28 protein-coding genes are annotated in these 26558 nt (G+C 63.1%); 10 read left to right on the top strand and 18 right to left on the bottom strand.

Features of this window, described 5'->3' with window-relative positions; translation table 11 throughout:
- Nucleotides 1-85 precede the first annotated feature (85 nt).
- The 5 genes from C8J33_RS18455 to C8J33_RS18435 form a co-directional block, all read right to left on the bottom strand.
- Nucleotides 86-1660: a response regulator gene (locus C8J33_RS18455; protein ID WP_110801732.1), complete on the bottom strand. Its 1575-nt coding sequence runs from the start codon at nucleotides 1658-1660 to the stop codon at nucleotides 86-88.
- The gene (locus C8J33_RS18450; RefSeq protein WP_110801587.1) at nucleotides 1657-2232 is read right to left on the bottom strand and encodes a chemotaxis protein CheB; all 576 of its coding nucleotides are present in this window, start codon (nucleotides 2230-2232) and stop codon (nucleotides 1657-1659) included. Before C8J33_RS18450 ends, C8J33_RS18455 begins: the two co-directional genes overlap by 4 nt.
- Nucleotides 2229-3068, bottom strand: coding sequence for a CheR family methyltransferase (locus tag C8J33_RS18445; protein WP_110801586.1), 840 nt, complete (start codon nucleotides 3066-3068; stop codon nucleotides 2229-2231). The genes C8J33_RS18450 and C8J33_RS18445 overlap by 4 nt, the downstream gene beginning before the upstream one ends.
- Complete coding sequence (locus C8J33_RS18440; RefSeq protein WP_110801733.1) at nucleotides 3065-6547, bottom strand: response regulator; 3483 nt, start codon at nucleotides 6545-6547, stop codon at nucleotides 3065-3067. The genes C8J33_RS18445 and C8J33_RS18440 overlap by 4 nt, the downstream gene beginning before the upstream one ends.
- A 160-nt stretch (nucleotides 6548-6707) precedes the next feature.
- Nucleotides 6708-7067 (bottom strand): hypothetical protein, encoded by a 360-nt coding sequence (locus tag C8J33_RS18435; protein ID WP_132665011.1) that lies wholly within the window; start codon nucleotides 7065-7067, stop codon nucleotides 6708-6710.
- 200 nt (nucleotides 7068-7267) lie between these two features.
- On the opposite strand from C8J33_RS18435, the gene C8J33_RS18430 reads away from it, so the two are divergent.
- Nucleotides 7268-7489, top strand: a complete 222-nt coding sequence (locus C8J33_RS18430; RefSeq protein WP_132448079.1) for a hypothetical protein — start codon at nucleotides 7268-7270, stop codon at nucleotides 7487-7489.
- Between the two features lie 216 nt (nucleotides 7490-7705).
- Here C8J33_RS18430 and recX read toward each other — a convergent pair whose 3' ends face one another.
- On the bottom strand, nucleotides 7706-8287 hold the full coding sequence (recX, locus tag C8J33_RS18425) for a recombination regulator RecX (RefSeq protein WP_280953139.1): 582 nt from the start codon (nucleotides 8285-8287) through the stop codon (nucleotides 7706-7708).
- A gap of 363 nt (nucleotides 8288-8650) precedes the next feature.
- On the opposite strand from recX, the gene C8J33_RS18420 reads away from it, so the two are divergent.
- Nucleotides 8651-9025: a hypothetical protein gene (locus tag C8J33_RS18420; protein WP_092936553.1), complete on the top strand. Its 375-nt coding sequence runs from the start codon at nucleotides 8651-8653 to the stop codon at nucleotides 9023-9025.
- Nucleotides 9026-9099: 74 nt separating this feature from the next.
- Here C8J33_RS18420 and C8J33_RS18415 read toward each other — a convergent pair whose 3' ends face one another.
- From C8J33_RS18415 to C8J33_RS18400, 4 genes are all read right to left on the bottom strand, one after another.
- On the bottom strand, nucleotides 9100-9396 hold the full coding sequence (locus C8J33_RS18415) for a PRC-barrel domain-containing protein (RefSeq protein ID WP_110801583.1): 297 nt from the start codon (nucleotides 9394-9396) through the stop codon (nucleotides 9100-9102).
- A 69-nt stretch (nucleotides 9397-9465) separates the two neighbouring features.
- Nucleotides 9466-9726, bottom strand: a complete 261-nt coding sequence (locus C8J33_RS18410) for a hypothetical protein (protein ID WP_245507211.1) — start codon at nucleotides 9724-9726, stop codon at nucleotides 9466-9468.
- 17 nt (nucleotides 9727-9743) lie between these two features.
- Nucleotides 9744-10637, bottom strand: coding sequence for a hypothetical protein (locus C8J33_RS18405; protein WP_422038588.1), 894 nt, complete (start codon nucleotides 10635-10637; stop codon nucleotides 9744-9746).
- A 16-nt stretch (nucleotides 10638-10653) separates the two neighbouring features.
- A complete protein-coding gene (locus tag C8J33_RS18400) occupies nucleotides 10654-11355 on the bottom strand; it encodes a RibD family protein (RefSeq protein ID WP_110801581.1) in 702 nt (233 codons plus the stop codon).
- Nucleotides 11356-11488: 133 nt separating this feature from the next.
- Here C8J33_RS18400 and C8J33_RS18395 point away from each other — a divergent pair, with 133 nt between their 5' ends.
- Both C8J33_RS18395 and C8J33_RS18390 read left to right on the top strand, forming a co-directional pair.
- Nucleotides 11489-12079, top strand: a complete 591-nt coding sequence (locus C8J33_RS18395) for a 3'-5' exonuclease (RefSeq protein ID WP_132665010.1) — start codon at nucleotides 11489-11491, stop codon at nucleotides 12077-12079.
- 79 nt (nucleotides 12080-12158) lie between these two features.
- Nucleotides 12159-12482, top strand: coding sequence for a hypothetical protein (locus C8J33_RS18390; RefSeq protein WP_110801579.1), 324 nt, complete (start codon nucleotides 12159-12161; stop codon nucleotides 12480-12482).
- A gap of 27 nt (nucleotides 12483-12509) precedes the next feature.
- Here C8J33_RS18390 and C8J33_RS18385 read toward each other — a convergent pair whose 3' ends face one another.
- Complete coding sequence (locus C8J33_RS18385) at nucleotides 12510-12932, bottom strand: type II toxin-antitoxin system VapC family toxin (RefSeq protein ID WP_110801578.1); 423 nt, start codon at nucleotides 12930-12932, stop codon at nucleotides 12510-12512.
- A complete protein-coding gene (locus tag C8J33_RS18380) occupies nucleotides 12929-13183 on the bottom strand; it encodes a type II toxin-antitoxin system Phd/YefM family antitoxin (RefSeq protein WP_110801577.1) in 255 nt (84 codons plus the stop codon). Before C8J33_RS18380 ends, C8J33_RS18385 begins: the two co-directional genes overlap by 4 nt.
- A 150-nt stretch (nucleotides 13184-13333) precedes the next feature.
- On the opposite strand from C8J33_RS18380, the gene C8J33_RS18375 reads away from it, so the two are divergent.
- From C8J33_RS18375 to gnd, 3 genes are all read left to right on the top strand, one after another.
- Nucleotides 13334-15157, top strand: coding sequence for a glycoside hydrolase family 15 protein (locus C8J33_RS18375; RefSeq protein ID WP_110801576.1), 1824 nt, complete (start codon nucleotides 13334-13336; stop codon nucleotides 15155-15157).
- Nucleotides 15158-15200: 43 nt separating this feature from the next.
- Nucleotides 15201-16844, top strand: coding sequence for a Na+/H+ antiporter (locus C8J33_RS18370; protein ID WP_110801575.1), 1644 nt, complete (start codon nucleotides 15201-15203; stop codon nucleotides 16842-16844).
- A 107-nt stretch (nucleotides 16845-16951) separates the two neighbouring features.
- Complete coding sequence (gnd, locus tag C8J33_RS18365) at nucleotides 16952-17962, top strand: phosphogluconate dehydrogenase (NAD(+)-dependent, decarboxylating) (protein WP_132665009.1); 1011 nt, start codon at nucleotides 16952-16954, stop codon at nucleotides 17960-17962.
- Between the two features lie 211 nt (nucleotides 17963-18173).
- On the opposite strand, the gene C8J33_RS18360 is transcribed toward gnd, so the two are convergent.
- Nucleotides 18174-18764: a TetR/AcrR family transcriptional regulator gene (locus C8J33_RS18360; RefSeq protein WP_110801574.1), complete on the bottom strand. Its 591-nt coding sequence runs from the start codon at nucleotides 18762-18764 to the stop codon at nucleotides 18174-18176.
- Nucleotides 18765-18792: 28 nt separating this feature from the next.
- Between C8J33_RS18360 and C8J33_RS18355 the strand changes: the two genes are divergently transcribed.
- Nucleotides 18793-19095, top strand: coding sequence for a hypothetical protein (locus C8J33_RS18355; RefSeq protein WP_181425231.1), 303 nt, complete (start codon nucleotides 18793-18795; stop codon nucleotides 19093-19095).
- Between the two features lie 120 nt (nucleotides 19096-19215).
- Here C8J33_RS18355 and C8J33_RS18350 read toward each other — a convergent pair whose 3' ends face one another.
- Together C8J33_RS18350 and C8J33_RS18345 are read right to left on the bottom strand one after the other, a co-directional pair.
- Nucleotides 19216-20202, bottom strand: a complete 987-nt coding sequence (locus C8J33_RS18350; RefSeq protein ID WP_110801573.1) for an MDR family oxidoreductase — start codon at nucleotides 20200-20202, stop codon at nucleotides 19216-19218.
- 37 nt (nucleotides 20203-20239) lie between these two features.
- Nucleotides 20240-21028: an SDR family NAD(P)-dependent oxidoreductase gene (locus C8J33_RS18345; RefSeq protein ID WP_110801572.1), complete on the bottom strand. Its 789-nt coding sequence runs from the start codon at nucleotides 21026-21028 to the stop codon at nucleotides 20240-20242.
- Between the two features lie 267 nt (nucleotides 21029-21295).
- Between C8J33_RS18345 and C8J33_RS18340 the strand changes: the two genes are divergently transcribed.
- Nucleotides 21296-21865 carry a TetR/AcrR family transcriptional regulator gene (locus tag C8J33_RS18340; protein WP_110801571.1) on the top strand — a complete coding sequence of 190 codons (570 nt, stop codon included), beginning with the start codon at nucleotides 21296-21298 and terminating at the stop codon, nucleotides 21863-21865.
- A gap of 24 nt (nucleotides 21866-21889) precedes the next feature.
- Here C8J33_RS18340 and C8J33_RS18335 read toward each other — a convergent pair whose 3' ends face one another.
- The 3 genes from C8J33_RS18335 to C8J33_RS18325 all read right to left on the bottom strand — a co-directional run bounded on the left by C8J33_RS18335 (nucleotide 21890) and on the right by C8J33_RS18325 (nucleotide 25451).
- On the bottom strand, nucleotides 21890-23203 hold the full coding sequence (locus C8J33_RS18335) for an MFS transporter (RefSeq protein ID WP_110801728.1): 1314 nt from the start codon (nucleotides 23201-23203) through the stop codon (nucleotides 21890-21892).
- A 159-nt stretch (nucleotides 23204-23362) separates the two neighbouring features.
- Nucleotides 23363-24907 (bottom strand): tetratricopeptide repeat-containing diguanylate cyclase, encoded by a 1545-nt coding sequence (locus tag C8J33_RS18330; RefSeq protein WP_245507210.1) that lies wholly within the window; start codon nucleotides 24905-24907, stop codon nucleotides 23363-23365.
- Nucleotides 24908-25274: 367 nt separating this feature from the next.
- On the bottom strand, nucleotides 25275-25451 hold the full coding sequence (locus C8J33_RS18325) for a DUF2256 domain-containing protein (RefSeq protein WP_110801569.1): 177 nt from the start codon (nucleotides 25449-25451) through the stop codon (nucleotides 25275-25277).
- A gap of 114 nt (nucleotides 25452-25565) precedes the next feature.
- Between C8J33_RS18325 and C8J33_RS18320 the strand changes: the two genes are divergently transcribed.
- Nucleotides 25566-26477, top strand: coding sequence for a LysR substrate-binding domain-containing protein (locus tag C8J33_RS18320; protein WP_110801568.1), 912 nt, complete (start codon nucleotides 25566-25568; stop codon nucleotides 26475-26477).
- Nucleotides 26478-26558 lie beyond the last annotated feature (81 nt).

Below are 26558 nucleotides of genomic sequence, written 5' to 3'. Positions count from 1 at the left end.
TGTTGGAGCAGAGAAAAGCTTTTCTCAAGCGCTTCGTCAAATGAGAAAACGTTTTCTCAATGAAAAACTTGCGAAAGAGTTTTCGTCAGGCGACGGGGACCGTTTTGAGCAGGTGCTCCAGGTCGTCGATCAGGACCGGCTTCGTCAAGTGATGGGTGAAGCCTGCCTCGAGCGCCTTCGCCTTGTCCTTGTCCTGCCCCCACCCCGTCTGGGCGATGATGGTCGTCGCCTTGAACCGGTCCTGGTTGCGGAAGGCGCGGCAGACCTCGTAGCCGTCCATGCCCGGCAGGCCGATATCGAGGAGGATGACATCCGGCTGGAAGCGCGTGGCGACGTCGAGCGCTTCGCGCCCGTCATGGATCGCCTCACACTGGTGCCCGATCTCCTCCAGCATCCATCCGAGCGCATCTGCCACGATGACATTGTCATCCACGATCAGCACCTTCAAAGAACGCAGCGTCTGTGTGGCCCCGTGCTGGGGCTCGTCCGTCGTCGGCTCGACGGCAATGGCTGGTGCGGAGACGTCGGCAGGCACTTGCCCAAGCGGAAGGCGAACGGTGAAAAGGCTGCCCTTCCCGGTGCCCGCACTCGTCACCTCGACGGTGCCGCCATGGAGAACGACGAGCTGGCGGACGAGGGCAAGCCCGATACCCAGACCGCCCTGTGCGCGCTCCAGATGACCATCGACCTGCGCGAACAGCTGGAACACGTCGGAGTGCAGCGTTTCGGGGATGCCGATGCCGTTGTCGGACACGTCGATAACGGCGCTGCCGCCGAGCGCGCGGACCGCGATCCCGATCTGCCCCCCGGCCGGCGTATATTTCGCGGCGTTGTTGAGAAGGTTGGCGACGACCTGCGCCATGCGGGTCGGGTCGGCATCCAGCCAGAGGGGTTCGCCGGGCAGATCCACGGTCAGCCGGTGTCCGGAGGCGTCGATCAGCGGACGGCTCGCCTCAATGGCGGACCGGATAATCGTCTCGACTGCGATGCGCTCCTTGCGCAGTCCGATCTTGCCCTGGCTGACGCGGGAAACGTCGAGCAGATCATCGATCAGCCGCACCAGATGCACCATCTGCCGGTCCATCATCTCGCGAATGCCCTCGGCGGCCTCCCCCGTCGGGTTCCGGCGCAGCACATCGAGCCCGTGGCGCAGCGGTGCCAGCGGATTGCGCAACTCGTGCGCCAAGGTTGCCAGAAACTCGTCCTTACGGCGATCCGCTTCGCGCAGGGCCTGCGCCTGCGCCTCCAGTTCATCGCGCTGCTCGGCGATCTGCTGGCGCTGGCGGTAGAGTTCGAAGAAGACGTCGGCCTTGCTGCGGAGAATGTCGGTTTCGATCGGCTTCTGGATGAAGTCGACCGCACCCGCCTCGTAGCCGCGGAAACGGCGCTGGCCATCCGTGCTGCCGGCCGTGACGAAGATGATGGGCACGCGGCGGGTGCGTTCGTTGCCGCGCATCAGCTCGGCAAGCTCAAAGCCGTCGAGGCCGGGCATCTGCACGTCGATCAGCGCCAGTGCCACGTCATGCTGCAGCAAGAGTTCCAACGCCTGGTCGCCGGAGCGCGCCTTGAGAAGCGTCAGGCCGTCGCGGCGCAGCAGGGCTTCCAGCGAGAGGAGGTTTTCCTCCAGGTCATCCACCAGCAGAAAGGTAACGGGGGTCATGCGCATACGACCTTCTGAAGGTACGCCGCGATCGCGTCAAGCGGCAACACCCGGGCATCGGGACACCGTGCGATTGCACCTTCGGGCATTGCGGCGGCAAAAGCCGTCGCCGGATCCTGAACGACGGCATGGCCGCCGGCATCCGAAATGGCACGCAGGCCCCGAGCGCCGTCGTGATTGGCGCCGGTGAGCACGATGCCGACCAGCGCTGCCCCGAACGCATCGGCAGCACTTTCGAAGAGGACATCGATGGAGGGTCGGGAGAACATCACGGGTTCATCGCTGGAGAGTGAAAGCGTTCTATTGCCTTCAACGAGCAGATGATAGTTGGGCGGCGCGAAATAGGCCGTGCCGCCGACGAGTGGCTCCTTGTCCTCGACTTCCATCACCCGTATCCGGCACTTCGCCTGAAACAGCTCGGCCAGCACGCTGCGCTTGTCGCCGGGGATGTGGACGACGAGCATGATGGGCACGGGGAAATCGGCGAGCAAAGCCGGCAGGATGATCGTCAGGGCCTCCAAAGCACCGGCAGAGGCACCGATGACGACGGCCTGCGGGCGGAGGTCGCTCATTCGCCGATCCTCTGGTAGATCTTCTCCTCCCGCACGAAGTCGCGGAACGCGCCGGCATGATCGGAAAAACGGATGCTTTCCTTCGCACCGAGGCCGAGGAACCCTTTTCGCGGCAGCGAGTCCTTGAAGAGGCCGAGCGCGCGATCCTGCAGGGTGCGATCAAAATAGATCAGCACGTTGCGGCAGGAAACCAGGTTCATCTCGCCAAAGACGGCATCCGTGACGAGGCTGTGATCGGAGAACACCACGTTCCGCCGCAGCGTCCGGTCGAAGGATACGCGGCCATAGGCCGCCTGATAGTAATCCGAGAGCGACGACTTGCCGCCCGACTTGCGATGGTTTTCGGTGAAAAGCTGCATGCGGTCGAGCGGGTAGACGCCGGCCTCCGCGATCTGCAGCGCTTCCTGGCTGATATCGGTCGCGTAAAACAACGTGCGGTCTTCGAGCCCCTCTTCGCGAAAGAGGATGACGAGGGAATAGAGTTCCTCGCCATGGCTGCAGCCGGCCACCCAGACTTTCAGCGAAGGGTAGGTTCGCAGATGCGGGATGACCTGTTCGCGGATCGCGCGGAAATAGTCGGGATCGCGAAACATCTCGCTGACCTGAACGGTGAGGTAGCCCAGCAGTTGCGGCAGCATGTCCCGGTCGTGCAAAAGCCGTTCCTGAAGCCCCGAAATGGTGGAAATATGGAGCTGCTCCAGCGCCTGGCGCAGGCGTCGCTTGACGGACGCCATGGCGTAGCCGCGAAAATCATAATGGTATCGGGAATAAAGAGCTTCCAGCAGAAGGCGGATCTCGATGTCCTCGACCTTTTCCAACGCGGAAAGATCACTCATCGCGGCATCCAGACGCGAACGAGCGATAGCAGCTTCTCAACGTCGAGAGGCTTCGCCATGTAGTCGTTCGCCCCGGCCTCGATGCAGCGCTGCTGGTCGTCGGGCATGGCCTTGGCCGTGAGGGTGATGATCGGCAGTTTCTTCCACTGGGTGTTCTTCCGGATCTCCCGCGTCGCCGTCAGGCCGTCCATGACCGGCATCATCACGTCCATCAGCACGAGATCAATGCCGGCTCCCGGCTGGACTGTCGATTTCGCGAGCGCATCCAGCGCTTCCTGTCCGTTGCGCGCGATCTCGATCACGGCGCCGCGCGGCTCGAGAATGTTGGTCAGCGCATAGACGTTGCGCACATCGTCCTCGACGACGAGGATGCGGCGGCCTTCCAGAAGCGCGTCGCGGCTGCGGGCCTTGCGGATCATCTTCTGCTGCTCGGCAGGCAGGTCGGACACGACCTGGTGCAGAAACAGGCTGACCTCGTCGAGCAGCCGCTCAGGCGATTTCGCACCCTTGATGATGATCGACTTGGAATAGCGGCGCAGTTGCAACTCGTCGTCGGCCGACAGCACGCGGCCGGTATAGACGATGACCGGCGGGAAGGCGCGGTCGCTATCCTGGCTCAGCGTCTCCAGCAGCGAATAGCCGGAGGCATCGGGCAGCGAGAGATCAAGGACGATGCAGTCGAAGGTCTGTTCCTGCAGGAGCTTCAGGCATTCGGCCGCCGTTCCCGCGGTCACCGTCTCCACGTCGTGGGAGGTAAGGAGGCGGGCCACCGCCTCGCGCTGGACGTCGTTGTCCTCGACGATCAGAACGCGGTGCACCCGCTGCGAAAGTTTCGCCTCGAGCTTCTGCAGCACCTCGACCAGCTGTTCGCGCTTCACCGGCTTCAGCATGTAGCCGACGGCGCCGAGCGAGAGCGCCGTTTCCGTATGGTCGTCGCCCGAAACCATGTGGATGGGAATATGACGCGTCTGCACGTCGCGCTTCAGCCGGTCGAGAACCGAGAGCCCGGATTGGTCGGGAAGGCCGACATCGAGCACGATGGCGCTCGGCATGAATTGGCGGGCAAGCTCCAGAGCCTCCTGCGCCGTACCGGCAACCAGCGTGCGGAAGCCCATCTCGCGCGACAGGTCCCGAAGAATCGCGGCGAAGGTCACGTCGTCCTCGATGATCAGGAGCACGCGCTTGTTGTCGGACGGCGCGGCGCGGTCGTCGTCCACGAGGCGCGCCCTGGAAACGGCGGCTGTCTCGCGCTGCTCGATCGCGGGAGCGCCGACTGGGGCTCGCGCAGGTGCAGCAGATGCGGGTGCCGCCGAAGCGCTTTCTCGCGGCTGGCGGGCGGCGACCCGTGTCGCGTCGTAGGCTTCCGGAATGGTGATCGTAAACGTGCTGCCCTGACCCGGCTGGCTCTCCAGATGAATCGCCCCGCCCAGGAGGCGAACGAGCTCGCGGGAGATCGACAGGCCGAGGCCGGTTCCGCCATAACGACGGCTGATCGTGCCATCGGCCTGATGGAAGGCCTCGAAGATGTTGCGCTGCTGGTCCTCGGCGATGCCGATACCACTGTCGGTGACGGCGAGCGCGATCTGTCCCTCCCCGCTGCCATACCGTGCCCCGGCACGACGGATGGAGACGGACACCTTGCCGGCGGAGGTGAATTTGAACGCGTTGGACAGGAGATTCTTCAAAACCTGTTCGAGCCGCTGCAAATCGGTCTCGATCATCGGCGGGCATTCCGGCGCAATCTCAACCGCGAAATCGAGCTGCTTGTTTTTCGCCACGGGATCGAACACCTGCCGCAGATTGTTGGCAAGCCGCTCGACGGAGACCGCCTCCGGGCGAATATCGATGTGCCCCGCCTCGATCTTCGAGAGGTCGAGGATATCGTTGATCAAGGTAAGAAGGTCGTTGCCCGAGGATTCGATCGTCTGGGCGTACTTCACCTGTTCGCCGGTCAGGTTGTCCTCGGAATTGTCGGCAAGCAGCTTGGCAAGGATCAACAACGAGTTCAGCGGCGTGCGCAACTCGTGCGACATATTGGCGAGGAAGTCGGATTTGTAGCGGCTGGCCTGTTCCAGCTCGCGCGCCTTCAGCTGCACCGCCCCGTTGACGCGCTCCAGATCGTCGCGCTGCGTTTCCAGTTGGCGCGTTTGCTCTTCCAGCTGCGAATTGGTCTGTTCGAGTTCCACCTGCTGCTGCTCGAGCCGCGCCTGGGATTCCTTCAGCGCCCGGCCCTGCTCCTCCAGCTCTTCGTTGGAAACCCGCAGCTCTTCGCTCTGGACTTGCAGTTCCTCGGACTGGCGCTGGGTTTCGGCGAGAAGGTTCTGAAGATCGGTGCGGTAGTTTGCCGACCGGACGGCCGTCGCGATCGAGGCGGCCGCCTGCTCCAGCAGAGCGAGAACGCTTTCGTCGATCGGACGGAGGAAGCCGAGCTCGATCACCGCGTTGACCTCGCCATCGATGATGGCAGGAGAAATGACGAGGTGCCGCGGCTTGTCTCGCCCAAGCGCGGAACCGAAGGACAGGTAGCCATCGGGAACATCTGCGACCAGCACGGCCTTCTCGCCGGCTGCCGCCTGCCCGAGCAGGCCTTCCCGCAGCTTGAACTGACGCGGAATGTCCGCGCCATCGGGAACGCCATAGGTCGAGGACCGCTGGAAGATGCCCCTGTCGCCGACGAAGATCGCGCCGGCGACGGCTCCGGCATAGTCCGCCAGGAAGGTGAGAATGCTGTCGCCCAGCTGCTCCGTGCGCTGGTCGCCCATGACGGCGGTGCTGAGGCCCACCTGCCCCGCCTGCAGCCAGTCCTCCCGGCGGCGCGCAAGAGTGGCGCGGCGGATGAGGACGCCAATGGTAACCGTCAGGAGAAGCCCAAGAATGCCGGAAAAGATGCTGCTGACGAGGGCGGTGCCATAGGCGTCGTCCATCTCGCTCAGCCATTGCTGCCGCTGGCGCGTCTCTTCCTGTCCCATCTCGGAAAGCTGCGATCGGATGGCGTCCATCGCCGCCTTGCCGCGATCCGAGTTGACGACGACAAGCGCTGCCGGCAGGCCTTGGCTCCGGCGCAGCTCGATCGTTTCCCTCAACTCGGCGAACTTGGCATTGACGCTGAGACGGATCGCCTCGATACGGCGCCCTTGTGCAGGATTGTTCTGCACCAGCCGGGCAATATCGTTGAGATGCCGGGGAACGGCGAGGACGGCGACATTGTAAGGATCGAGATAACGGGCATTGTCCGTCAGCAGGAAGCCACGCTGCCCGGTTTCCGCATCCTGCGCGCTCGACAGAAGCTTGCCGAGCGCCACGATGACCTCGTGGGTATGGACGATCTTGTCGTTATTGTCGCGCAACGTATGCAGGTTGAGATAGGCGACGGCGCCGCTGATCAGAAAGAAGACCAACGCTCCGGCAAGGCTGAAGGCGACGACAGGATCAAGACCGAGCTTGAGGCTCGATGTTCTGGGCTGATGGATATCTGTCATCGGAATCTCGGCGAGGTAGGAGCGGCGACGGTACGGAAGCAGATGGCGACGGAGCTGTCGCGCAACGCGCTGTATCATTGCAGACGATCGCTGCACAACGCGTTCCGTCGTCAACGCGGGCGGATATGGATCGAAACCGCGGGAAGACAAGGACGCCGGCTCATGCCGACACCGTCAGATGCGCGATCAATGGCCCGAGTGTGAAGGAAAGCCCGGAGGCTGGTGCGTAAGCCGGATTCTCGATCGCGTAGAGACCGAGGTGTTGTTCTCGCGTCACGGAGACGACCAAACCATCCGCATCACGGTCCGCACGGTCATCGGTGAGGACAACCCGATGCTTCTGCAGGACGACCACCAAAAATTCCCGGTCTTTGGGGTTTCCCACGTCGTGGAGAGGCGGCGTGAACGGGTTGGCATAAGTGGTGCCCTTCACCCAGACGTTGGAGACGAGCGGAACGAGTTCGCCATCGATGCGGGCATACCGACCGTCCACCTCGCCGCTGATCTCTTTTACGATCACGTGTCTCTCCTCATGCTCGCGAACAAGCATCGACTTTCCCGATCCTGCGATGCCCATCATACCGGAACGAATCGACAGGCCGTCTGTTATCACCACAGCCACGTCCGTTAACGGCTTCTTTCGCAGTGTTCCATTGGTCGTTTGCGCGAGAGACCGGCACAAGGGGCTCGACAGGCGCCAAACGTCAAGAGGATCGCATCATGGAAGACAAGACCACGACACCATCCAAGAAGATTGCCGAGGAATATCTGGCGCTCGGCGGCCGCCGCAAGGCGAAGGTGGACGACAACATCGTCAGCACGCGAGCTTGGGAAGACGATGCGCCAGAGGCGGATGCCTTCTGGAAGGAAAAGGTCGAGCCCATGAGCGACAAGGAGCGCCGCGAGGTGGAACTCCATCTTCCCTCCATGTCGGATACCTGAGGCACAGTCCTTCGATAGCGTCTCCCTGCCGAGATCAGGGTGACGCCGATTCATGGAACAGAGAACGTCGCCGAGCATTCTCTTTTCAGACCATAAGCGCGGCGCTGACATGGACTTCACCGGCGAATGACCGGCTAGCAATTGTTTCAGCGCCGCGCATGGTTTTTCCATCACGACCTCCACGCAGCATGTCGCCATACGTCGGATGCAGAGACGTCACAGAGTATCGCCGCTCAGAATCGCTTCCGCCTCGTCGCGCGTCATGTCGTAGACCCTGCGGCCGATCTCGAAACCGAAGCCGCCGCGGGCGAAAGCGGAAAGCTCCTTCATCTTGCGCTTATCGTCCAGTGCCTCCTTGCGGAATGGACCGAAGGCTCGCTTGCGGGCAAGGATGATCGCAGCCTTGAGGTCGTCCACGTCGGCAACAGCCGCCGTTGCCGTCTCGCGATCGATGCCCTTGACGACGAGCCGCTGCGAGATCGCCCGTCGGGAGCGTCCACTCTGCTGGCCGGAGCGCGTCGCAACATCCGCATAGGCAACGTCGTCGAGCGCCTTGTTGTCATAACCGAAGGCGACCGCGAAGGCTGAGAGGGCCGCCACCTGCTCGTCGCTGATCCCCTCGAATTTCTCGCGCGCCTTGCGGGCGATGGCGTCGGCCAATTGCTTCTCGGTATGCATCCGCTTGCCCAGCCGATAGGCCGCCGAGTTGCGGGCCCAGGACAGCATGCGAGGCGTGGGAACAGGAGAGGGCACGGCCTCCTCGTTTTCATCACGTCCGTCCTTGTCGGAATCCAGCACCTGATGTCTTCCTCGATTTAAAAGCGGACGTGAACGGCACGTTCCACCAATCTATTCCTTGCAAGCCGGCCTGCAAAATTCCCTGTTGCGATCCTTTCCATAAACCGCAGAGGGCTCACTTATGTCAAAGACCGTCGATGACATCGTGGTCCGGAATACGCCCATCTTTGCTTGAAACTACCTATGATACGGCCATACCGGCCTAACAAGCGGACTGTTAAGAACGCGTTTTCCCACGGGCTTCCCTGTGCTATGGACCGGCGAGATGCCTTCGATGAGGCCCCCGGATGTCCGGGGCGATCGCCGAACGTATGTTTCGAAACGTGACAGGAGACCGGCCTCCGTGCCGGAAGAGATGGACGCATGGCAAAAGTTCCGGAAATGACCAAACACCGCGGCTTTCCGGCCGGATTGTCGGGAACGCAGTGGCAGTTCACGCTTCGCAGAGCGAATTCGAAAGTGACCGTTCTCGGGCAATGGCGCCGGCATCCGACACTCGACAAGTCGGTCGGACTTGCCGATACCGCTTTCGTGCATTCGCTCTGGCACTATTTCGGCACCGAGCCTTTCGAGCGCGGAAATCTGGATGGCGAACGCCTGTCCCGCCTGTTCGGACGCGAGCTCCTGCCGGCCGAACGCGATTTCGATCCGGCATCCTATCAGGCGCTACTGAAGCTCAACGAGCCCCTCGCACGGAAGAACTTTCCCGACGCTTTCGTCGATGTTCTCGACGTGTAAGCCCTTTCGGGTATCCTAGACATCCAAAAGCCCGGCACGGGGGCCGGGCTTTCAAAATCGAAATTCAGACGTGATCAATCGCGGTGCTCAGGCATGTCCTTGAGCTGATCCTTAGTCCAGGTCGTCACGGCGTGTACGTCACCGTCTTCGTCGCGCATGAACTGGAGATCGCTCAAGGAAACGGCAACCGGTTTCGCTCCAATTCCGAGGAAACCACCGACGTCGATGATCGCTTTGCCGCTGGCGCCCGTGCCATGAATATGGTCGAGCTTGCCGACCTTGTGGTCATCCGCGCCGTAAATCGTCGCGCCTTCCAAGACAGCCGGGGTCAGCTCGGTGGGCGAAAGGCGAACGTGGTTGGTATGATCCATTGAATGGTCCTCCTTGATTGTTGTCCAACCGTAACCCCTTGCTTGCAATGTTTGTTCCCGGGCGGAAGCTCATTCGGCAGCGGGTTTGAAACCGATGACAAAGGCTGTGACCTTGTCCGATGACATTTCACAAGGCTTCAGAACGGGGCTGCCGGACGTGGTTCGGTAGAGGTTGAAGCTGACGATGTCATTGCCCCTGAGGTCCCGTGCAAACAGCCAGACGCGGCGATGATCGATGGATCGGCGAATGGTCGCGCCCCACGGCCGGCCTTCGAACACACCTTCGATGTAGCCGCTCGGCAGCCGCGCGAGAGCCTGTTCGAACGCCACCTTTGCTTCGTCCGCATTCATCGCCTGCGCACCGTGTCGCTACCCTCGCGAACCCGGGCGGCGCGTCGCGCCGGCCTCAGTTCCTCGATCGTCGGCATCCACCAGTCGCCCGGCGGGTCCGGGATCGCTTTTGCCGGCCATGTCGAAAGCAGCTCATCGAGGGACGGCGCCCGCCAGAGGCCCCAGACATGGTTTTCCGTCGCACCCGGGTAAAAATCCGAGACGGCAGCAGGATCGACCAGTTCGCCGGTGATCTCGGTGAAGACCACGATGCCGTAGGAGATCGCCACGGGCACGTCGGGCGGCGGTAGATCGTCAGGCAGCAAGGGATAACGATGCTTCCGGCGCTCGGTGGAGCGGGCCTTGGATTTCACGTCGTCTTCGGTGCCCTTTCGCTCTTCCGCGCGCCGCGCCCGCTCGGCCGGCTCGTTGCGGCGCGCTGCCGCCTCGATGGCGGGCCAGTGGCTGCGCAGATCTTCGAACGAGCGAAAGGGGACATGCCAGAGGCGCAAATCCCCATCCCAACGTGCGAACCGGATCTCCCGCAGCTCCTCGACCACCGTTTTCGAGTAGGGCGTGCGGATCTGGAAGCCGGCCCGCCCGATCTCGAGATAGGGGCTGACGATCGGATCGAAGGCGAAGGCGTCGCGTCCGCGGGCATCGGCATGCGCATCCGCTTCGGCCTCCTGTTCCGCCAGCCACCGCCCGATCCGGCGAGATGCCGTCTTTCCCGGCACCCACCACGCCTTGATGTCGTCGCGCCAGCGGGCACGGGGAAAGCGATGCCGGAACTGGTCGACCGTCATCCGGTCATAGGGAAACGAGACCACGCCGCCGAGCGCGGCCTCATCGTCCGGTTCAGGACGAGAATCCGGCTCGCTCTCCAGCGGCTTGACGGCCATCGGCTCCATCCCCGCTCCTATCGCCTCAGCTCGGCATACGCACGTCGTAACGGACGTGGATGGCGCCGTGTGCGAGGACGTCGCAGGATTTCAGAGACAGCTCGACCTTGCCCGCGAGACCCTCTTCTCCGAATGCAATGACCCGGTCGCTGTCGGCGCGGCCTTCCAGCGCCGGTGCGATGACGAGGCTGATCTCATCGACGAGCCCCGCCGCCAGCATCGACCCGTTCACGCTCGCCCCACCTTCCAGCAGGATGCGGGTGATGCCGAGTTCCTGCCCGAGCAGTGTCAGCATGGCGTGAAGGTCGAGCGCCTTCTTGTCCGAAACGACATAGGAAACGCCGTCGCCGGCCAGTTCCGCCAGATGGCTGTCGGGCACATCGGGACCGAGCAGCACGACGATATGATCGCCGAAAAGCTCGTCGCCTGAGAAATGCAGCTTGCCACTGGGGTCGAGTGCGATGGCGAAGGTTGAAGCGCCCGGCCGGGCGAAGTGGTGTGGGCGCGCGACGTCCACGGGTTCCGTCGGCGGGTGGGCCTTTGCCTTCGACATCTCCGCCATCGTCACCCGCCCGACCATCCAGGCATTGCCGGCATGTTCCGTGTGAATCTTTTCGTAAAGCGCCGTCCAGTCGGACCGCTCACCATCTGGGCTCTTCGTCCAGCGGCTTGGGTGCAGGCTGCCGTCCGGCGAGGTGATCATCAAGCAAATGACGTGGGGTTTCATGGCGCGATGGTCCTTTCGATGAGGTCTCCTCACCTTAGATAGGGCTGGAGCTGCCGCGCACCATGGTCTCTCCCTTTGCCAAATCACGCTTCAGCCAGTATGCCGGGAGGGAAACGGCAGACGGATACCGGACGTGAAGACGATCGCCATCGATTTCGAAACAGCCAACGAGCAACGCGGCAGCGCCTGCTCGGTCGGGCTTGCGTGGATCGAGGATGGGCGGGTCGTGCGGGTCGAGGAACGTCTCATCCGCCCGCGGGACATGCGCTTCTCCTCCTTCAACGTCGCCATCCATGGCATCCAGCCGGAGCATGTGGAAGATGCCGGGGAATTTCCCGAGGTCATGGACGAGTTTGCCGACGACTTTAGGGGCGCGACGATGATCGCGCACAACGCATCCTTCGACTTCAGCGTCTGGCGCGCCTGCCTCGATCTCTACCGGCAGAGCTATCCTGATCTCTCCTATCTCTGTTCGGTCAAGATGGCGCAGCGGGTGTGGCCGCATCTCGGCTCCCATCGCCTGAACATTCTGGCCGGCCACCTCGGCCTTACCTTCCGGCACCACAATGCTGGGGAAGACGCGGCGATCTGCGCAGAAGCGTCGATCGCCATGGCCATTGCACTGCAAGTTGCCTATGTCAGGGATGTGCCGCTGAGAATCGGCATGCAGGCCGGCCGGCTGTTTGCCGGAGGTTACGATGCCTGCCGGTGCCGAAAGGCCTGAGATTTCGGGCCTTCTGTGAACCGCGGGATGATCACATTTCAAGACTGCGAACGGGGTGTGCCCCGGAAAGGACGATGGGATGGAGACGGTGAACGAACTGATCGTCGAGTTGGTAACGGCGTCGAACGATGTGGAGACGTTGGAACACCGGGATGTCACGCGCTTGATCGACGCGGCCCTACGCCAGATCCGGGATCTTCGCGCGCAACAGAGCATCGTCGATGAAGGGGATGCGACCGGGCTGGAACGCGTGTCTTCCGGTGCGGAGCAGCTGACAGCGGACGACTGGCAGCGCGGGCTTCGCCACGCGGCAGAGATGCTGCGAAACCTTCAACCGACCGTCGATCCCGAGCCGGCCTTGCCGGCCCACCAGCCGGATGGCGGCGATGGGGGCAACTACTGACGCGTCCGTGTCTATCGACGATGCATCTCACCCGCGCCAGGGATCGATCACGACGACGCCGGTGCCTTCGAAGTCGCGGATGTTGCGTGTGACGACGGAGAGGCCATGGACGAGACCCGTGGCAGCGATCAGGGCGTCCGCCTCGTTGCGCCGATCGGGAATGTGGAGATGCGCGCAGCGGGTCGCGATCGCATCGTCGATGGCGAGGATTCTTCCAGAGAACCCCGTCCGCACGTGATGATCGAGCCATGTGCGCAACCGCGCGCCTTGCGCCGGATCGCGGCGCTGGACGCCGAGCACGCCGCGTTCCAGCTCCAGAATGGTGATGGCGGACAGGCAGAGATCGTCGGGGTCCTGCCCCCGAACCCAGTCCGCCACGTTTTCATCCGCCTTGCCGTCACCGAGCTTCCGCAGTTCCGAAATGACGTTGGTATCGAGGAGATATTTCAAGACAGATCCACGTCGCGACCCGCGATGTTTGCGCGTGGCGTGTCGAAATCGATATCCGACAGGCCCGGCATGGAGAGAGCATCGACGAGGCTGCGGCGCTTGCCGGTCAGGCGTTCATAGGATTCGTAAGTCATCAGCACATGCGACGGGCGCCCCCGGTCGGTGATAACGACCGGCCCCTTCAGCGCCGCCTTTTTGGCGCTGCTCACATCGTGATTGAGTTCGCGGCTCGAAAGTCGGGTGTGCTTCATGGGGACCTCGATGTAGAAACGTACCTACATATAAGACAGATCCGCGAGAATCGCAACGCTCGACCTCTCCGCTTCAATGCTTTAGCGGTGTCACCGCTCGGGCCATCCGCAAGGCTGGCCTGACGAGCATGAGCTGCCGGAGGATGTCGAATGTCGACAAGGATCGAGGATTATGCGCTCATCGGCGATTGCGAGACCGCAGCGATGGTGGGGAGAAACGGCTCGATCGACTGGCTCTGCCTGCCCCGCTTCGATTCGCCAGCCTGCCTCGCGGCCCTTCTCGGCGACGAGACGAACGGCCGGTGGAAGATCGCACCGGCAGACGGCGCTTTCCGGACGCGGCGCGCCTACCGCGAGGATACGCTGATCCTCGAGACGACGTTCGAGACGGCAACGGGCAAGGCCGTCATCCACGATTTCATGCCGCTCCGGGACGGGTCGAGCAACATCATCCGCATCGTTGAGGGCATAGAGGGCACCATTGCCTTCGATTTCGAGTTCATGGCGCGTTTCGATTACGGGCAGACCGTGCCCTGGATGTCGTTCGAGGAGGAGGACGTCATCACGGCGGTTGCGGGACCGGATATGCTGATCCTGCATTCGGCCGTTCCGCTCACCGGCGATGACAGCCGCGTGACAGGCGCGTTTACCGTTCAAAAGGGCGATCGGCTGACCTTCGCGCTGACCTTCTGCTCTTCCTATCTGCCACGGCCGAAGCCGGTGGATGCGGAAGCCGCGTTGGAAGCAACGGAGAGCTTCTGGCGCGAGTTCACCGGGCGTTGCCCCGATGTCGACGGGTGGACGGGGCCGGTCAAGCGATCGCTGATCACGCTGAAGGCCCTGACCTACATGCCGACCGGCGGCATCGTGGCCGCCGTTACCACGTCGCTGCCGGAGAAACTGGGTGGCACGCGCAACTGGGACTACCGCTATTGCTGGCTTCGCGATGCGACGCTGACGCTTCTGGCCCTGATGAAGCTCGGCTACTACGAAGAAGCGAGCGCCTGGCGGAACTGGCTGCTGCGCGCGGTGGCGGGCGCTCCCGAGCAGATGCAGATCATGTATGGCGTGGCGGGCGAGCGCAATCTCCGGGAATGGGAAGCCCCATGGCTTGCGGGTTACGAGGGCTCGCAGCCGGTGCGCATCGGCAATGCCGCCTCCGAACAGTTCCAGCTCGACGTCTATGGCGAGGTCGCCGACGCGCTGATGCAGGCCTCCAAGGGTGGCCTTGCGCGTCACCCCCGCGGGGCTGAGATCGGCGATGTCCTCATGCCGTTTCTGGAGCGCGTCTGGCGCGATCCGGACGAGGGCATCTGGGAAGTTCGCGGCGAGCGACAGCACTTCACCTATTCCAAGGTCATGGCCTGGGTCGCCTTCGACCGAGTGGCGCTGATGGCAGAAGAGGCGGGAGAGCACGACGCTTCCCGCCGCTGGCGCAAGGTCGCCGACGAGATCCATGCAGAGGTCTGCGCCAAGGCCTTCGATCCCGCGCTCAACAGCTTCGTTCAGGCCTATGGCTCGAAAGCGCTGGATGCGAGCGTGTTGCAGATCGGCATGGTCGGCTTCCTGCCGCCCGACGATCCGCGCTATGTCGGCACGGTGGAGGCCATCGAACGTCATCTGACCAGCGACGGCTTCGTCCTTCGCTACCGCACCGGCGAGACCGATGACGGGCTGCCGTCGGACGAAGGCGTGTTCCTTGCCTGCTCCTTCTGGCTCGCCGATGCGCTCGACCTTATCGGCCGTCGGGCGGATGCAGAGGCGCTGTTCAAACGCCTGCTGGCGCTTTCCAACGATGTCGGGCTTCTCTCCGAGGAGTACGACCCGAAGGACAAGCGCCTGCTCGGAAACTTCCCGCAGGCCTTCAGCCATATCGGCGTCATCAACACGGCGCTCAATCTATCGCGGCGCAAGGGCCCGGCCGACGACCGGTCGGATGGCACGCCTGACGTCACGGTCGGGTTGGGCGCCTGACCTTGAAGGACGAACGAACCTTGCGACGGATGAAAGGACCATCATGGAAGGCGTGACGATCTCCCTGTTCCTGTTGCTGGCCGTGGTGATCAGCGGCATGCTGGCGCGGATGTCGCCGATCGCCGTGCCGGTACCGCTCGTGCAGATCGGGCTCGGTGCGTTGCTGGCCACGGTTACGGGTTCCGCGATCACGCTGGAGCCGACGCTGTTCTTCCTGCTTTTCCTGCCGCCACTGCTGTTTCTCGACGGCTGGCGCATTCCCAAGCAAGGGCTCTTGCACGACAAAGCCACAATTCTGGAGCTTGCACTCGGGCTCGTCATCTTCACGGTTCTCGGCATCGGCTTCTTCATCAACTGGATGGTGCCGGCGATCCCACTTCCCGTCGCCTTCGCCCTCGCCGCCATCCTCTCGCCGACCGACCCGATCGCCGTCTCCGCGATCACGGCCCGGGTACCAATTCCCAAGCGGGTGATGCATATCCTCGAAGGGGAATCGCTCCTCAACGATGCCTCCGGCCTCGTCTGCATGCGCTTTGCGGTGGCCGCCACGCTCACCGGCACGTTTTCGGCCGGCGAGGCGGTGCTGACGTTCCTGTGGCTTGCGATCGGCGGCGTTGCCATCGGTCTCGGAGTGACATGGCTGGTGACGCGCGCCAAGGACATCGTCTCGCGCAAGCTTGGCGAGGAGACCGGCTCGCAGATCCTCATCAGCATCCTCATTCCCTTCGGTGCCTATCTGCTGGCGGAGCACCTGCATTGCTCCGGCATTCTCGCCGCCGTCGCTGCCGGCATCGCCATGAGCTACGAGGAGCAGCGCGGCAAGGTGCTCGCCGTCACCCGTGTACGCCGCGCCGCCGTGTGGGATACGGTCCAGTTCACGATGAACGGCATCATCTTCGTGCTGCTCGGCGAACAGCTTCCGGGCATCGCCTCGGGCGCGGCACGCATCGTCAGCGACACCGGTCACCTGCACCCGATCTGGCTCGGCTACTACGTCGTCGCCATCACGCTGGCACTCGCAGGCCTCAGACTGGCCTGGGTCTGGGTGTCGCTGCGCTTCACCCTGTTCAAGGCGGCCCGTCGTGGAGAGGTGATCCACAAGCCGAGCTGGCGTCTCGTCATCGCGATCTCGGTCGCGGGTGTGCGGGGCGCGATCACGCTCGCCGGTATTCTGACTCTGCCGCTGGTCATGAACGACGGTGCGCCCTTCCCCGCCCGTGATCTCGTGATCTTTCTGGCAGCCGGCGTGATCATCGTCTCGCTGGTGGCGGCGAGCATCGCGCTGCCGGCGCTGCTGCAGGATCTCGAACTGCCGCCCGAGCCCTCCCATCAGCGCGAGGAGGACGATGCCCGCATCGCCGCTGCGGAAGCCGCGATCAAGGCCATCGAAGCCACGCAACATCGTCTCGGCAACGGCCGGAACGATGCCGATCTCTATGCCGATGTCGGTACGCGCCTGATGGAGGTCTATCGCCAGCGCATCGACGGGCGCTCTCGCTCGGGCGACGAGAACGACCAGATCCGCAAGGTGGAGGAGATCGAGCGGATCCTGCGGCTTGCCGGCGCCCGCGCAGAGCGCGACCAGATTCTCAAAATGGCCCGCGCGCGCAAGCTACCGGACGAGATGGCGCGCCGGATCGTGCGCGAGATCGACCTGACGGAGGCGCGCCTGAGTTCCGCGACATGACGGAAGCACGCGAACCATCGCCGGCGGGAGGTTCCCTCGGACCCGAAACGGCCTACATTAAACCTGCCGCCAGCAACCGGCGACAGAAGCAGGAAGGTTTCAATCCAATGCAGATCGGAATGATGGGACTGGGCAGGATGGGCGCCAATATGGTGCGCCGCCTGCTGCGCGGGGGCCATGAATGCGTCGTCTACGACATCAACCCGGCGAGTGTCGCAGCACTTGTTGCGGAAGGCGCCGTGGGTGCCGCCTCTGTGGACGAGCTGGTGTCGAAGCTCGCAAAGCCGGCCGCAGTATGGCTGATGCTGCCGGCGGCGATCACCGATGAGAACCTCGAGCGCGTGGCAGCCCATATGGTGCCCGGTGACATCATCATCGACGGAGGCAACTCCTTCTACCACGACGATGTCGATCGCGCCGAGCGCCTCTCGGCCCGGTCGCTAAACTATGTGGACGTGGGAACGAGCGGCGGCGTCTGGGGTCTCGATCGCGGCTATTGCCTGATGATCGGCGGACCGGACGATACCGTGCGCCACCTCGACCCCATCTTCGCGACGCTCGCGCCGGGCGGCGATATCGATCCCGCCGACGTCAGCGAAAACATGAAGACCGCGGATCGCGGCTATCTGCATTGCGGACCGAGCGGCTCCGGCCACTTCGTCAAGATGGTCCATAACGGCATCGAATACGGCATGATGGCAGCATATGCGGAGGGCATGAACCTTCTGAAAGCGGCGAATTCCGGCAAGGCCGATCGCGCTGCCGATGCGGAAACCAGCCCGCTGCAGCAGCCGAAATACTACCAGTTCGATCTCGATCTCGCCGCCATCGCCGAAGTGTGGCGCCATGGCAGCGTCGTCAGCTCCTGGCTGCTCGATCTCACGGCCGGCGCGCTGAAGACGGACCCGGAGCTTGCCGGTTTCAGCGGCCGGGTGTCGGACTCCGGCGAGGGCCGCTGGACGGTCAAGGCGGCGATCGACACCGGTGTGCCCGTGCCTGTTCTTTCGTCTGCGCTCTACCAGCGCTTCACCTCGCAGGGCGAAGCCGAGTTCGGCGACAAGCTGCTGTCCGCCATGCGCTTTGCCTTCGGCGGTCATCACGAGAAGCCGAAGAGCTGATCGTCGCTGGAATCGACCGTAGCGGGTAAGGCATCCCCAACCCGCTACGATCTTCTTGAGCGGATATCCGATCTTGATCACGACCTTGCCCTTGGCGCGTCCCGTTTCGACCAAGGCTTTGACGCGTTATCTCCGGTTTGCTGCGCCCTTCGATAGGGCTTTATGCGTATAGAGGGCGATGCTTCGCACGGTTTTCGTGAGGAGCTCGAGGTTATTCCACTTCAGGGGCGGACGTGCGCGAACGGCCGACCAGAACGCCGATCGCGTCTTTCCCAGCCTGCAGGATGCGATCCGAGACCTTGGCATCGACGGCGCGTGAGAGCTGCAGCGTTCCGATCAGCAAAGCGAAGATCGCCGTCGCCACATCTTCCCTGTTCTCGACATCCGCCGGAAGTGCGTGCGCAAGCTGAAGCACGAGGACGTGGGATTGCTCGGCATACATACCGCGCGTTTCCTCCGGCTGCCGGGAAAGCTCCGGAAGGAGTGCTGCCGAGGCGCAACCCTTCCCCGGCTCGTCGCGGTGATCGGGCGAGAGATAGATATTAACGATCCGGTCGAGGCCGCCTTCGTCCAGCACACCGCGCAGCCACGTGGCCTGCTGGCTCAGGGCATCCGACACCGTTTCGCGAACCAGATCGGCCTTGGAAGGAAAGTGCGGATAGAAAGCCCCGTTCGTAAGCCCGGCATCCTTCATGATCGTCGCAAGGCCGGAGCCTGCGATGCCATCCGTGCGGAACCGCTCGACGGCAACATCCATGATCCGGCGGCGCGAGGCATCCTTCCGGCCTTTTTCATATCGCATGACGCGTCCCTCATATAGCTATAAAATTATGACCATAATAATATCAATAAAATCCGATAAGACAACAGCATCCGGCGCTGAAATCCGGGACGGTCATCGTGACGGGTGCATCCTGGGGGTTGGCGACGCCACCGCCGAAGGCCTTGCCTGTGCTGGCTTTGTCGTTTTCGGAACCAGCCGGACGATCAAGAGGCGTCGGCAGTTCCGCGGCGTAGAGGAACCCTCCATCGCCCAGTCCAAGGCGCTCTTCAACGTGAATGTCTTCGGCGTCATCCCCACCCCGGACTCCGCACATGACTCTGCCGCGAAACATGCGATCGAGGGGCGGTAGGTCGTCTGCGAGGCCATGAGATCATTCAACGATCCCAAACGAACAAAGGCCGCGCGTCGTCGTCGACACGCGGCCTTTGTCGTTTTTGAATGCCGGCCCCGAAAAGGCCGGCCGTCTGACTTACAGATTGACGTCCACGACCGTGCGGCCCTGAACATGCCCGCCCAGAATGCTCTCGGCGACAGCCGGCACCTGCTCCAATCCGATGACAGTCGTCGTCCGCGCAAGCTTCTTCAGATCCAGATCGCGCCCAAGGCGCTCCCAGGCTTGAAGTCGCACAGCCTGCGGAGCGTTGACCGAGTCGATACCGGCAAGCGTAATGTTCCGCAAGATGAACGGCAGAACCGTGGCCGGGAGGTCGCGGCCCTGAGCCAGGCCGCAGGCCGTGACGACGCCGCGGTACTTCGTCTGCGCCAGCACATTCACCAAAGTGTGGCTGCCGACACTGTCGATCGCCCCGGCCCAGCGCGGTGTCGCGACGGGCGCACCCGGCTCCGAAAGCGTCTTGCGGTCGATGACATCGGCTGCCCCGAGTTCCCGGAGATAGGCTTCTTCCTCAAGGCGTCCGGTGGACGCAACGACGCGATATCCGAGGCCGGACAGGAGGGTGATGGCGACCGATCCGACGCCGCCATTGGCGCCGGTCACGAGAACATCGCCCTTGTCGGGGGTGATGCCGCCGTGTTCGAGCGCCAGTACGGAGAGCATGGCGGTATAACCGGCCGTACCGATGGCCATGGCATCTTTGGTCGACAGCGTGTCGGGAAGCTTGACCAGCCAATCACCGTTCAGCCGGGCCTTCTGGGCGAAGCCGCCATGATGGCTCTGGCTTAGGCCCCAGCCATTGGCGACGACGCGGTCGCCAACCTTGAAATCGGGATGCGACGATGCCGATACCGTTCCGGCAAGATCGATGCCCGGCACGAGCGGGAAGCGCTCGATGACCGGAACGCGACCGGTGATCGCCATCCCGTCCTTGTAGTTCACGGTGGAATAATCCACGTCCACCGTCACGTCGCCGTCCATCAGGTCGGCTTCGGTGAGGTCAACGACCCTCGTGGAAAACACGTCACCATCCTTTGTGGTGAGCAGAGCTTTGAATGTCATTTTGGTTTTCCTGTTGAAGACAATGTCAGCCTGCGCCTTAGCCGGCGGTGCGGTAGCGCTCGGCAGCATGCTCCTGCCGGGTGTTCGGAAGCATCGCCTGACGTGCCGTCTGATAGGTCTCCCACTGACCAGCATCGGGTAGCGGCGGGATGGTCACGGCTTCGCGGCGATCATAGCCGACGAGCGCGGCATCGACCAGTTCGGCGACTTCCATGACGCCGCTCATCGTGTTGACGTCGATGCCGGAATGCTCCCAGATCTCGGTGCGGGTGGCGGCGGGCAGTACGGCCTGGACATAGACGCCCTTCGGACCGAGCTCGACGCTGAGGCCCTGCGACAGGAAGGTGACGAAAGCCTTGGTGGCGCCATAGACCGACATGGCGAATTCGGGTGCAAGACCCACGACCGACGAAATATTGACGATGGCGCCCGTACCGGCTTCGGCAAAACGCGGTGCGACGGCGCTGGCCAGACGAACGACGGCGGTCGTGTTCAAAGTCACCAGCCGGGCCACGTCGTCCGGGCTCTGGGTGAGGAAGCCGCCACGCAGATTGCCGCCGGCATTGTTGATCAGCACGCCGATCGTCGTGTCGTCGCGGAGACGCGCCTCGACGATTTCGAGGTCGGACACGAGGGTAAGGTCGGCCTGAAGGATATCGATGGCGACGCCGGTTTCCTGGATCAGCCGCGCCGCGACGGCATCGAGCCGGGTCTTGTTGCGAGCGACAAGAACGAGGTCATGGCCGCGTCGGGCAAAACGCTCGGCATAGACTTCGCCGATACCGGTGGATGCGCCGGTGATGAGAACTGCTGGGAGTTTGGACAAGATGCACTCTCGCTTTGCGAATAGGTTCTAATGATGACGGTGGTCATCTGCGGATTATTTATGATGATCATCATGAAACTGTCAACGGCTTTATTCGGAAGAATGCCGGTTTGGTGTCCGTGCCGACCAGGTGCTTGGCGGGACATGCGGTTGGAAGCACCGCAGGCCGGCCATTGCCTTCGCAGGTTGCAAGCTTTACAATGATGACAACAATCATGATTGCTGCCGGCACGGCGATGTGCGGCAAGGGCTTGGGAGACGATCGACATGAAGGTCAGTCGGGAACAGATGGCGGAAAACCGCCTGCGGATTCTGGATGCGGCCAGCAGGCTGTTCCGGGAAAAGGGTTTCGAAGCGGTCACCGTCTCCGAGGTGATGAAGGCCGCCGGCCTCACCCATGGCGGGTTCTACGGCCATTTCACGTCGAAAGACGATCTGGTGGCCCAGGCCTTGGCCAGCACCTTCCGCGCGCAGGCGGATGATACGCAGGATATCTCGACCTATCTCGATCAGTATCTCACCCCGCGTCATCGCGACAATCCGGGCGCCGGCTGCCCGATCGCCGGCTTGAGCGCCGAAAGCCGTCATCAGGGCACCGCGGCGCGAGCCGCGATCACGGAGGGCCTGCAGACGCAGATCGCGCGCATGAGCCGGGCGGAGGATGGCGACACGAGTCCTGAAATGCGACGAGCCGTCATCGGCAGCTGGGCCGCGATGGTCGGCGCGATCATCCTCTCTCGCGCCATCGTCGACCCTGAGCTTTCCGACGAGGTGCTGCGGGAAACGCGTGCCTGGATCAAGGCAGAGGGCGGGGTTGCCGAGGCCGAGGCGTCCTGACGGGACTGCTTTGCCGATAACGCTTCAGGCGAGCGACGCCTGCCGCGTCTCCGCATCGATCAGACGGGCTGCGAAAGCCGCGCAGACCAGGAGGGCTGCAAAGAGCCCGACCGCCACACCGACCCCGAAGGTCACGACGAAGGTCATCAGCGTCGGAGCGATGAGACCACCGAGCCGCGCGACCGCGCCTGCGGCACCCATGCCGGTCGCACGAGAGGCCGTGGGGTAGAGTTCCGGGGTGAAGGCATAGAGCGCACCCCATGTTCCAAGCAGCGCGAAGCTCATCACGAGCAGCGACGCCCCGATCAGGAGATTGTCCGGGGACAGGACGAAGAGCAGGCAGCCGAGTGCGGAGAGAAGGCAGAAGCCGATGAGCGTCGGCCGCCGTCCCCACCGCTCCACGCCGAAGGCGGCGAGCGCATAGCCGGGGATCTGCGCCAGCGCTACGAACACCAGGAAGCCATAGCCGCGCACGAAGCCGAAGCCCTCGCTCGCAAGGCGCGCCGGCATCCAGGTAAAGATGCCGTAATAGGAAACGGAGACCAGAAACCAGACGGCGAGGATCAGCAGGCTGCGGCGGCGCAGGGGTGGCGAGAAGACGCCTTCGGACGCCGTTTTCGGTGCCGCGACCAGCTGTTCGCCGGCCGTGAGAGCAGGCTTGCCATGCATCACCAGCATGCGGTTGACGATGGCTTTCGCTTCTTCGGTCCGGCCTGCACGCAGAAGATAGTAGGGCGATTCCGGCACGAAGATGCGCAGGCCGACGCCGATGATGGCGGGCAGCGCCGTGACTGCAAAGATGTAGCGCCAGGCATCCGCCACGCCGGCGACGCTTGCCGCCCAGGCGGCGAGCGCGATCGCCAGCGTGCCCACGGCCCAGAACCCTTCCAGCATGACGAGCCAGCGACCGCGGTTTCGCGCCGGCAGGAACTCCGCCATCATGGCGTAATCGACCGGCAGCGTGCCCCCGACGGCGATGCCGGTGAGGAACCGCAAGGCGAGCAGGCTCGTGAAGTCCGGCGCGAAAATCGAGAGCGTCCCGAAGACGGCGTCACAGGCGACGGTGAGCAGAAGCACGCGCCGACGCCCCCAACGATCCGCGAGCCGCCCGAAGACGACGGCGCCGATGAGCATTCCGAGGAAGAACAAGGTGCCGGTCTGCAGCGCCTGCGGCACGGTCAGTTCGAAGGTTGCCGCGATGGATGCGGCGGTGAAGCCCACGGCCAGCACCTGCATGGCGTCGGCCGTCCACACGAGACCGAACACGCCGAGCAGCCTGCGCTGGAACCGACCCGTGCCGGCACGATCCAGCGCTTCGTCCATCGTCATCGACGCCATCTCGCCATCCCCATCCTCGTCGCGCACATCACCGTCCCGGCCTCAATCCGACAGACCTGCGCCTTCATGCGGGAATCTATAGACGAGCCTGCCGGGGAGTATAGTGCGGCTGCGGTGGCACGACCGTCCGCGCGCGCATTTTCCACCGCCGTTCTGCCATCAGCGCCCGGGAACGGGCGAGGCGTCACCGGATGCGACGACCTTGTTCCGGCCGGCCTGCTTGGCGCGATAGAGATTGCGATCGGCGATCTGCAGGATCTCCGGTGCGTCGTCGCCTTCGCCAGACACGGCGATGCCGATGCTGATCGTCACCGCGAGCCCGGCCGCGACCGCAGACCAGTCGTGGCGAGCGACCTTCAGGCGGATGCGTTCGCCCGCTCTCTTCGCCTGCGCGGACGTCACGCCGACCATCAGCACGACGAACTCCTCGCCGCCGAAGCGGACGGCAAGGTCCGATCCGCGCGCCGAGGCCTTGATCAATGCGCCGAGCGCGATCAGCACGCGATCGCCGATGATGTGCGAGTGGGTATCGTTGATCGTCTTGAAGTGATCGACGTCGAGGATGGCCAATGCGTAGACGTCGCACGACGCATCGACCGTATCCAGCATGGCCTCCAGGCGGCGACGGTTGCCGAGGCCCGTCAGGGGATCGGTGTTCGCCGCCGCCGTCAGAATGGTCGTCTGTTGCTGCAGCGCCTCGAATGACCGGGCGATCTCGGCCGTGCGTCCTGCCTCCGTGTCGAGCAACATCCTCAGCTTCTTGGTCTCGTAGCGGATATCGGCGAGGCGCGCATTGCGCTGCGTCCGCTCGGCCGTGAACTGCTGGTGGAGGCTGTGATAGCGCTTGTGGAAGTCGAGCGCCTGCTCGAAAGCGCCGAGATGTTCATGCGCCTTGGAAAGGTAGAGGCAGGCAAACATCAAGGTTTCGACATTGCCGTTCACGGTTGCGAGCGCATATGCATGCTGCAGGGGCACCAGCGCCTCCTCGTAGCGCTTCAGCGAAACGAGCGTCCGCCCGAGAATATCGAGATAGTGCCCCTCGCCTCGCGCGTCGTCCTCGCTCGTGATAGCGCGAAAATGCGCCAGGAACTGTTCCGCGCCGATGAAGTCTTCGGCCGCATTGAAGTATTCTGCAAGGTTGCCGAGACAAAGACGCTCCGCCCAGCCGTCACCGAGGGACTGGGCAAGGCTGTAAGCGCTTCGGGTCGCGTCGATCGCCGGGCCGATGGCGGCATCGAAAGACGCCCGGTCTCCCATTTCCAAAGCGAGATAGGCGGCCTCCGCATGAGAGCCGCCGAGATTGATCAGCCACCAGCACTCAAAACTCGCGTCGCCGGCCTCCCGCGCCAGTGCGACCGCCCGGCCGCAATAGTCGATGGCCAGGGGCGGTTGCCGGGACATCCAGAAGATGACGCCGGTGACATTGATGGCGAGTGAGCGCGACCGCAGGTCGCCGCTGTGGTCGGCAATATCGAGGGCCTCCGCCGCCAGTGTGACCGCTTCCTCCATCTGTCCGAGTTCAAGGTGAAGCCAAGCGTGAATACTCAGGGCCTGGGCCTCAAGCGCGGGCTGCTCCAGGTCTCGCCAACCAGCCGCCGCCTGGGAGGCGTAGTGAAGGCCCATCTCGGGCTTGCCGATCTGGAAGCAGTACCATGCGATGTCCTGCGCGCTGCGCGCCGTCAACGGCAGATCGTTACGGAGCAAAGATGCCTCATGAACGGACAGCGAAATCTCAAGGGCAAGGCTCGACCGGCCCGAGCATCCAAGCCGCCACGCATCGTCCAATGCCTGGAGATCGGCATTGGCGTCCAGACTTTTACTTTGGGAAGGAATCACATGCGCGATCCAGATTTCAGCTTTAAGAGCTCTGCAGAGGATGCGTAAATCCTGTTACACAATTATAAAATTATCAATAATGAAAAAGTATAAAGTGAGCGCCATCGATAGCATAGTAAACTATAATATAATTCGTGCAGCGCAGCAAAACGCCCGAACATTCGATAGTTCGACCTCATTCAATGGATTTCTTCGTGACGTAGCGCTTGATTATGCTTTCGTGATGGCGCCGATATCACGCAGTATAGCCGCCTGTCGAATTCTTCCGCCGCAGCGCACCCTTGCAACGCTCGGAGCACGTCTTGACGTTCTCCCAATCGCGCGCCCACTTCTTTCGCCAAGCGAACGGCCTGCCGCAAGCGGCACAGGTCTTTTGCGGAAGGTCGGATTTTGTATAGCGCGGTTCCTTCATGGGCTGGAACCTGTGGCACGAACGCGCGCCGTCAAGCGGCATGTCGAGCGCCCCCACACCGTCCCGACGACGGCGGGACTTGCCAACATGCGATGACATCTCGATAAATGCGAGATGGCCTTCACGCTCCGTCAGCTTCAGTTCTTCGTTGCCGTTGCCGAACAGGGGTCCGTCACCCGGGCGGCACAGAACCTGTCGATCTCGCAATCCTCGATCACCGAGGCGATCAAGGAGCTCGAAAGCGATCTCGGCGTCGCGCTCTTCGACCGGCATCCGCGCGGCCTGCATATCACCCATAACGGCCATCAGTTCCTGCGCCATGCGACAAAGATCCTAGCAGGCGTTCAGGATGCCCGCCGCTCGTTCGCCCATGCTCCGGAAACCGGAACCGGCAAGCTCAATCTCGGCGTGACGTCGCTGGTGGCGGGCTATGTCCTGTCGGACCTTCTGGCGCGCTATCGACGCGCCTTCCCTTCCGTCGATGTCAGCGCCATCGAGGACAATGGCTCCTATCTCGAACACCTTCTCGTCGGCGGAGAACTCGATGTCGCCGTCATGGTCATCTCCAACCTGCGCGATCGCATGGCGCTGCAGGCGGAGATCATCGAGACGTCGCCCTACAGGCTCTGGCTGCCCCTCGGCCACCGGCTCGTCTCGGCCGATATCATCTCCATCTCGGACGTCGCACAGGAACCTCTGATCATGCTGACCGTGGACGAGATCGAGGAAAATACCGGCAAGCTGCTCACAGCCCTCGGCGCCCGTCCGCATGTAGCCTTCCGGACCCGCTCGGTGGAAGCCGTGCGCAGCCTCGTTGCGACCGGGGCCGGCATCGCCCTTCTCCCCGATCTCGTCTACCGGCCCTGGTCGCTGGAAGGCGACCGGATCGAGAGCCGCGACGTCTCCGGCGCCCTGCCCGTGGTGCAGGTCGGCATGGTGTGGCGAAAGGGATCGAGCCTGCCCCAGTCCGCGCGCGATTTCATCGGCGTGGTGGAAACCCTGCGCAGCAGCCGCGGACGCAGCTAGATATCGGTAAAACCGATACCGGCTATCTGTTTAATGAATTTGCGAATGCGGCGGAAGCGCAGCACCTTTCGTTTCGGGAAC

This window comes from Rhizobium sp. PP-CC-3G-465, from assembly GCF_004343445.1.
In the GTDB taxonomy this organism is placed as follows: domain Bacteria; phylum Pseudomonadota; class Alphaproteobacteria; order Rhizobiales; family Rhizobiaceae; genus Ferranicluibacter; species Ferranicluibacter rubi.
This window is presented reverse-complemented; position numbering and strand designations above follow the sequence as displayed.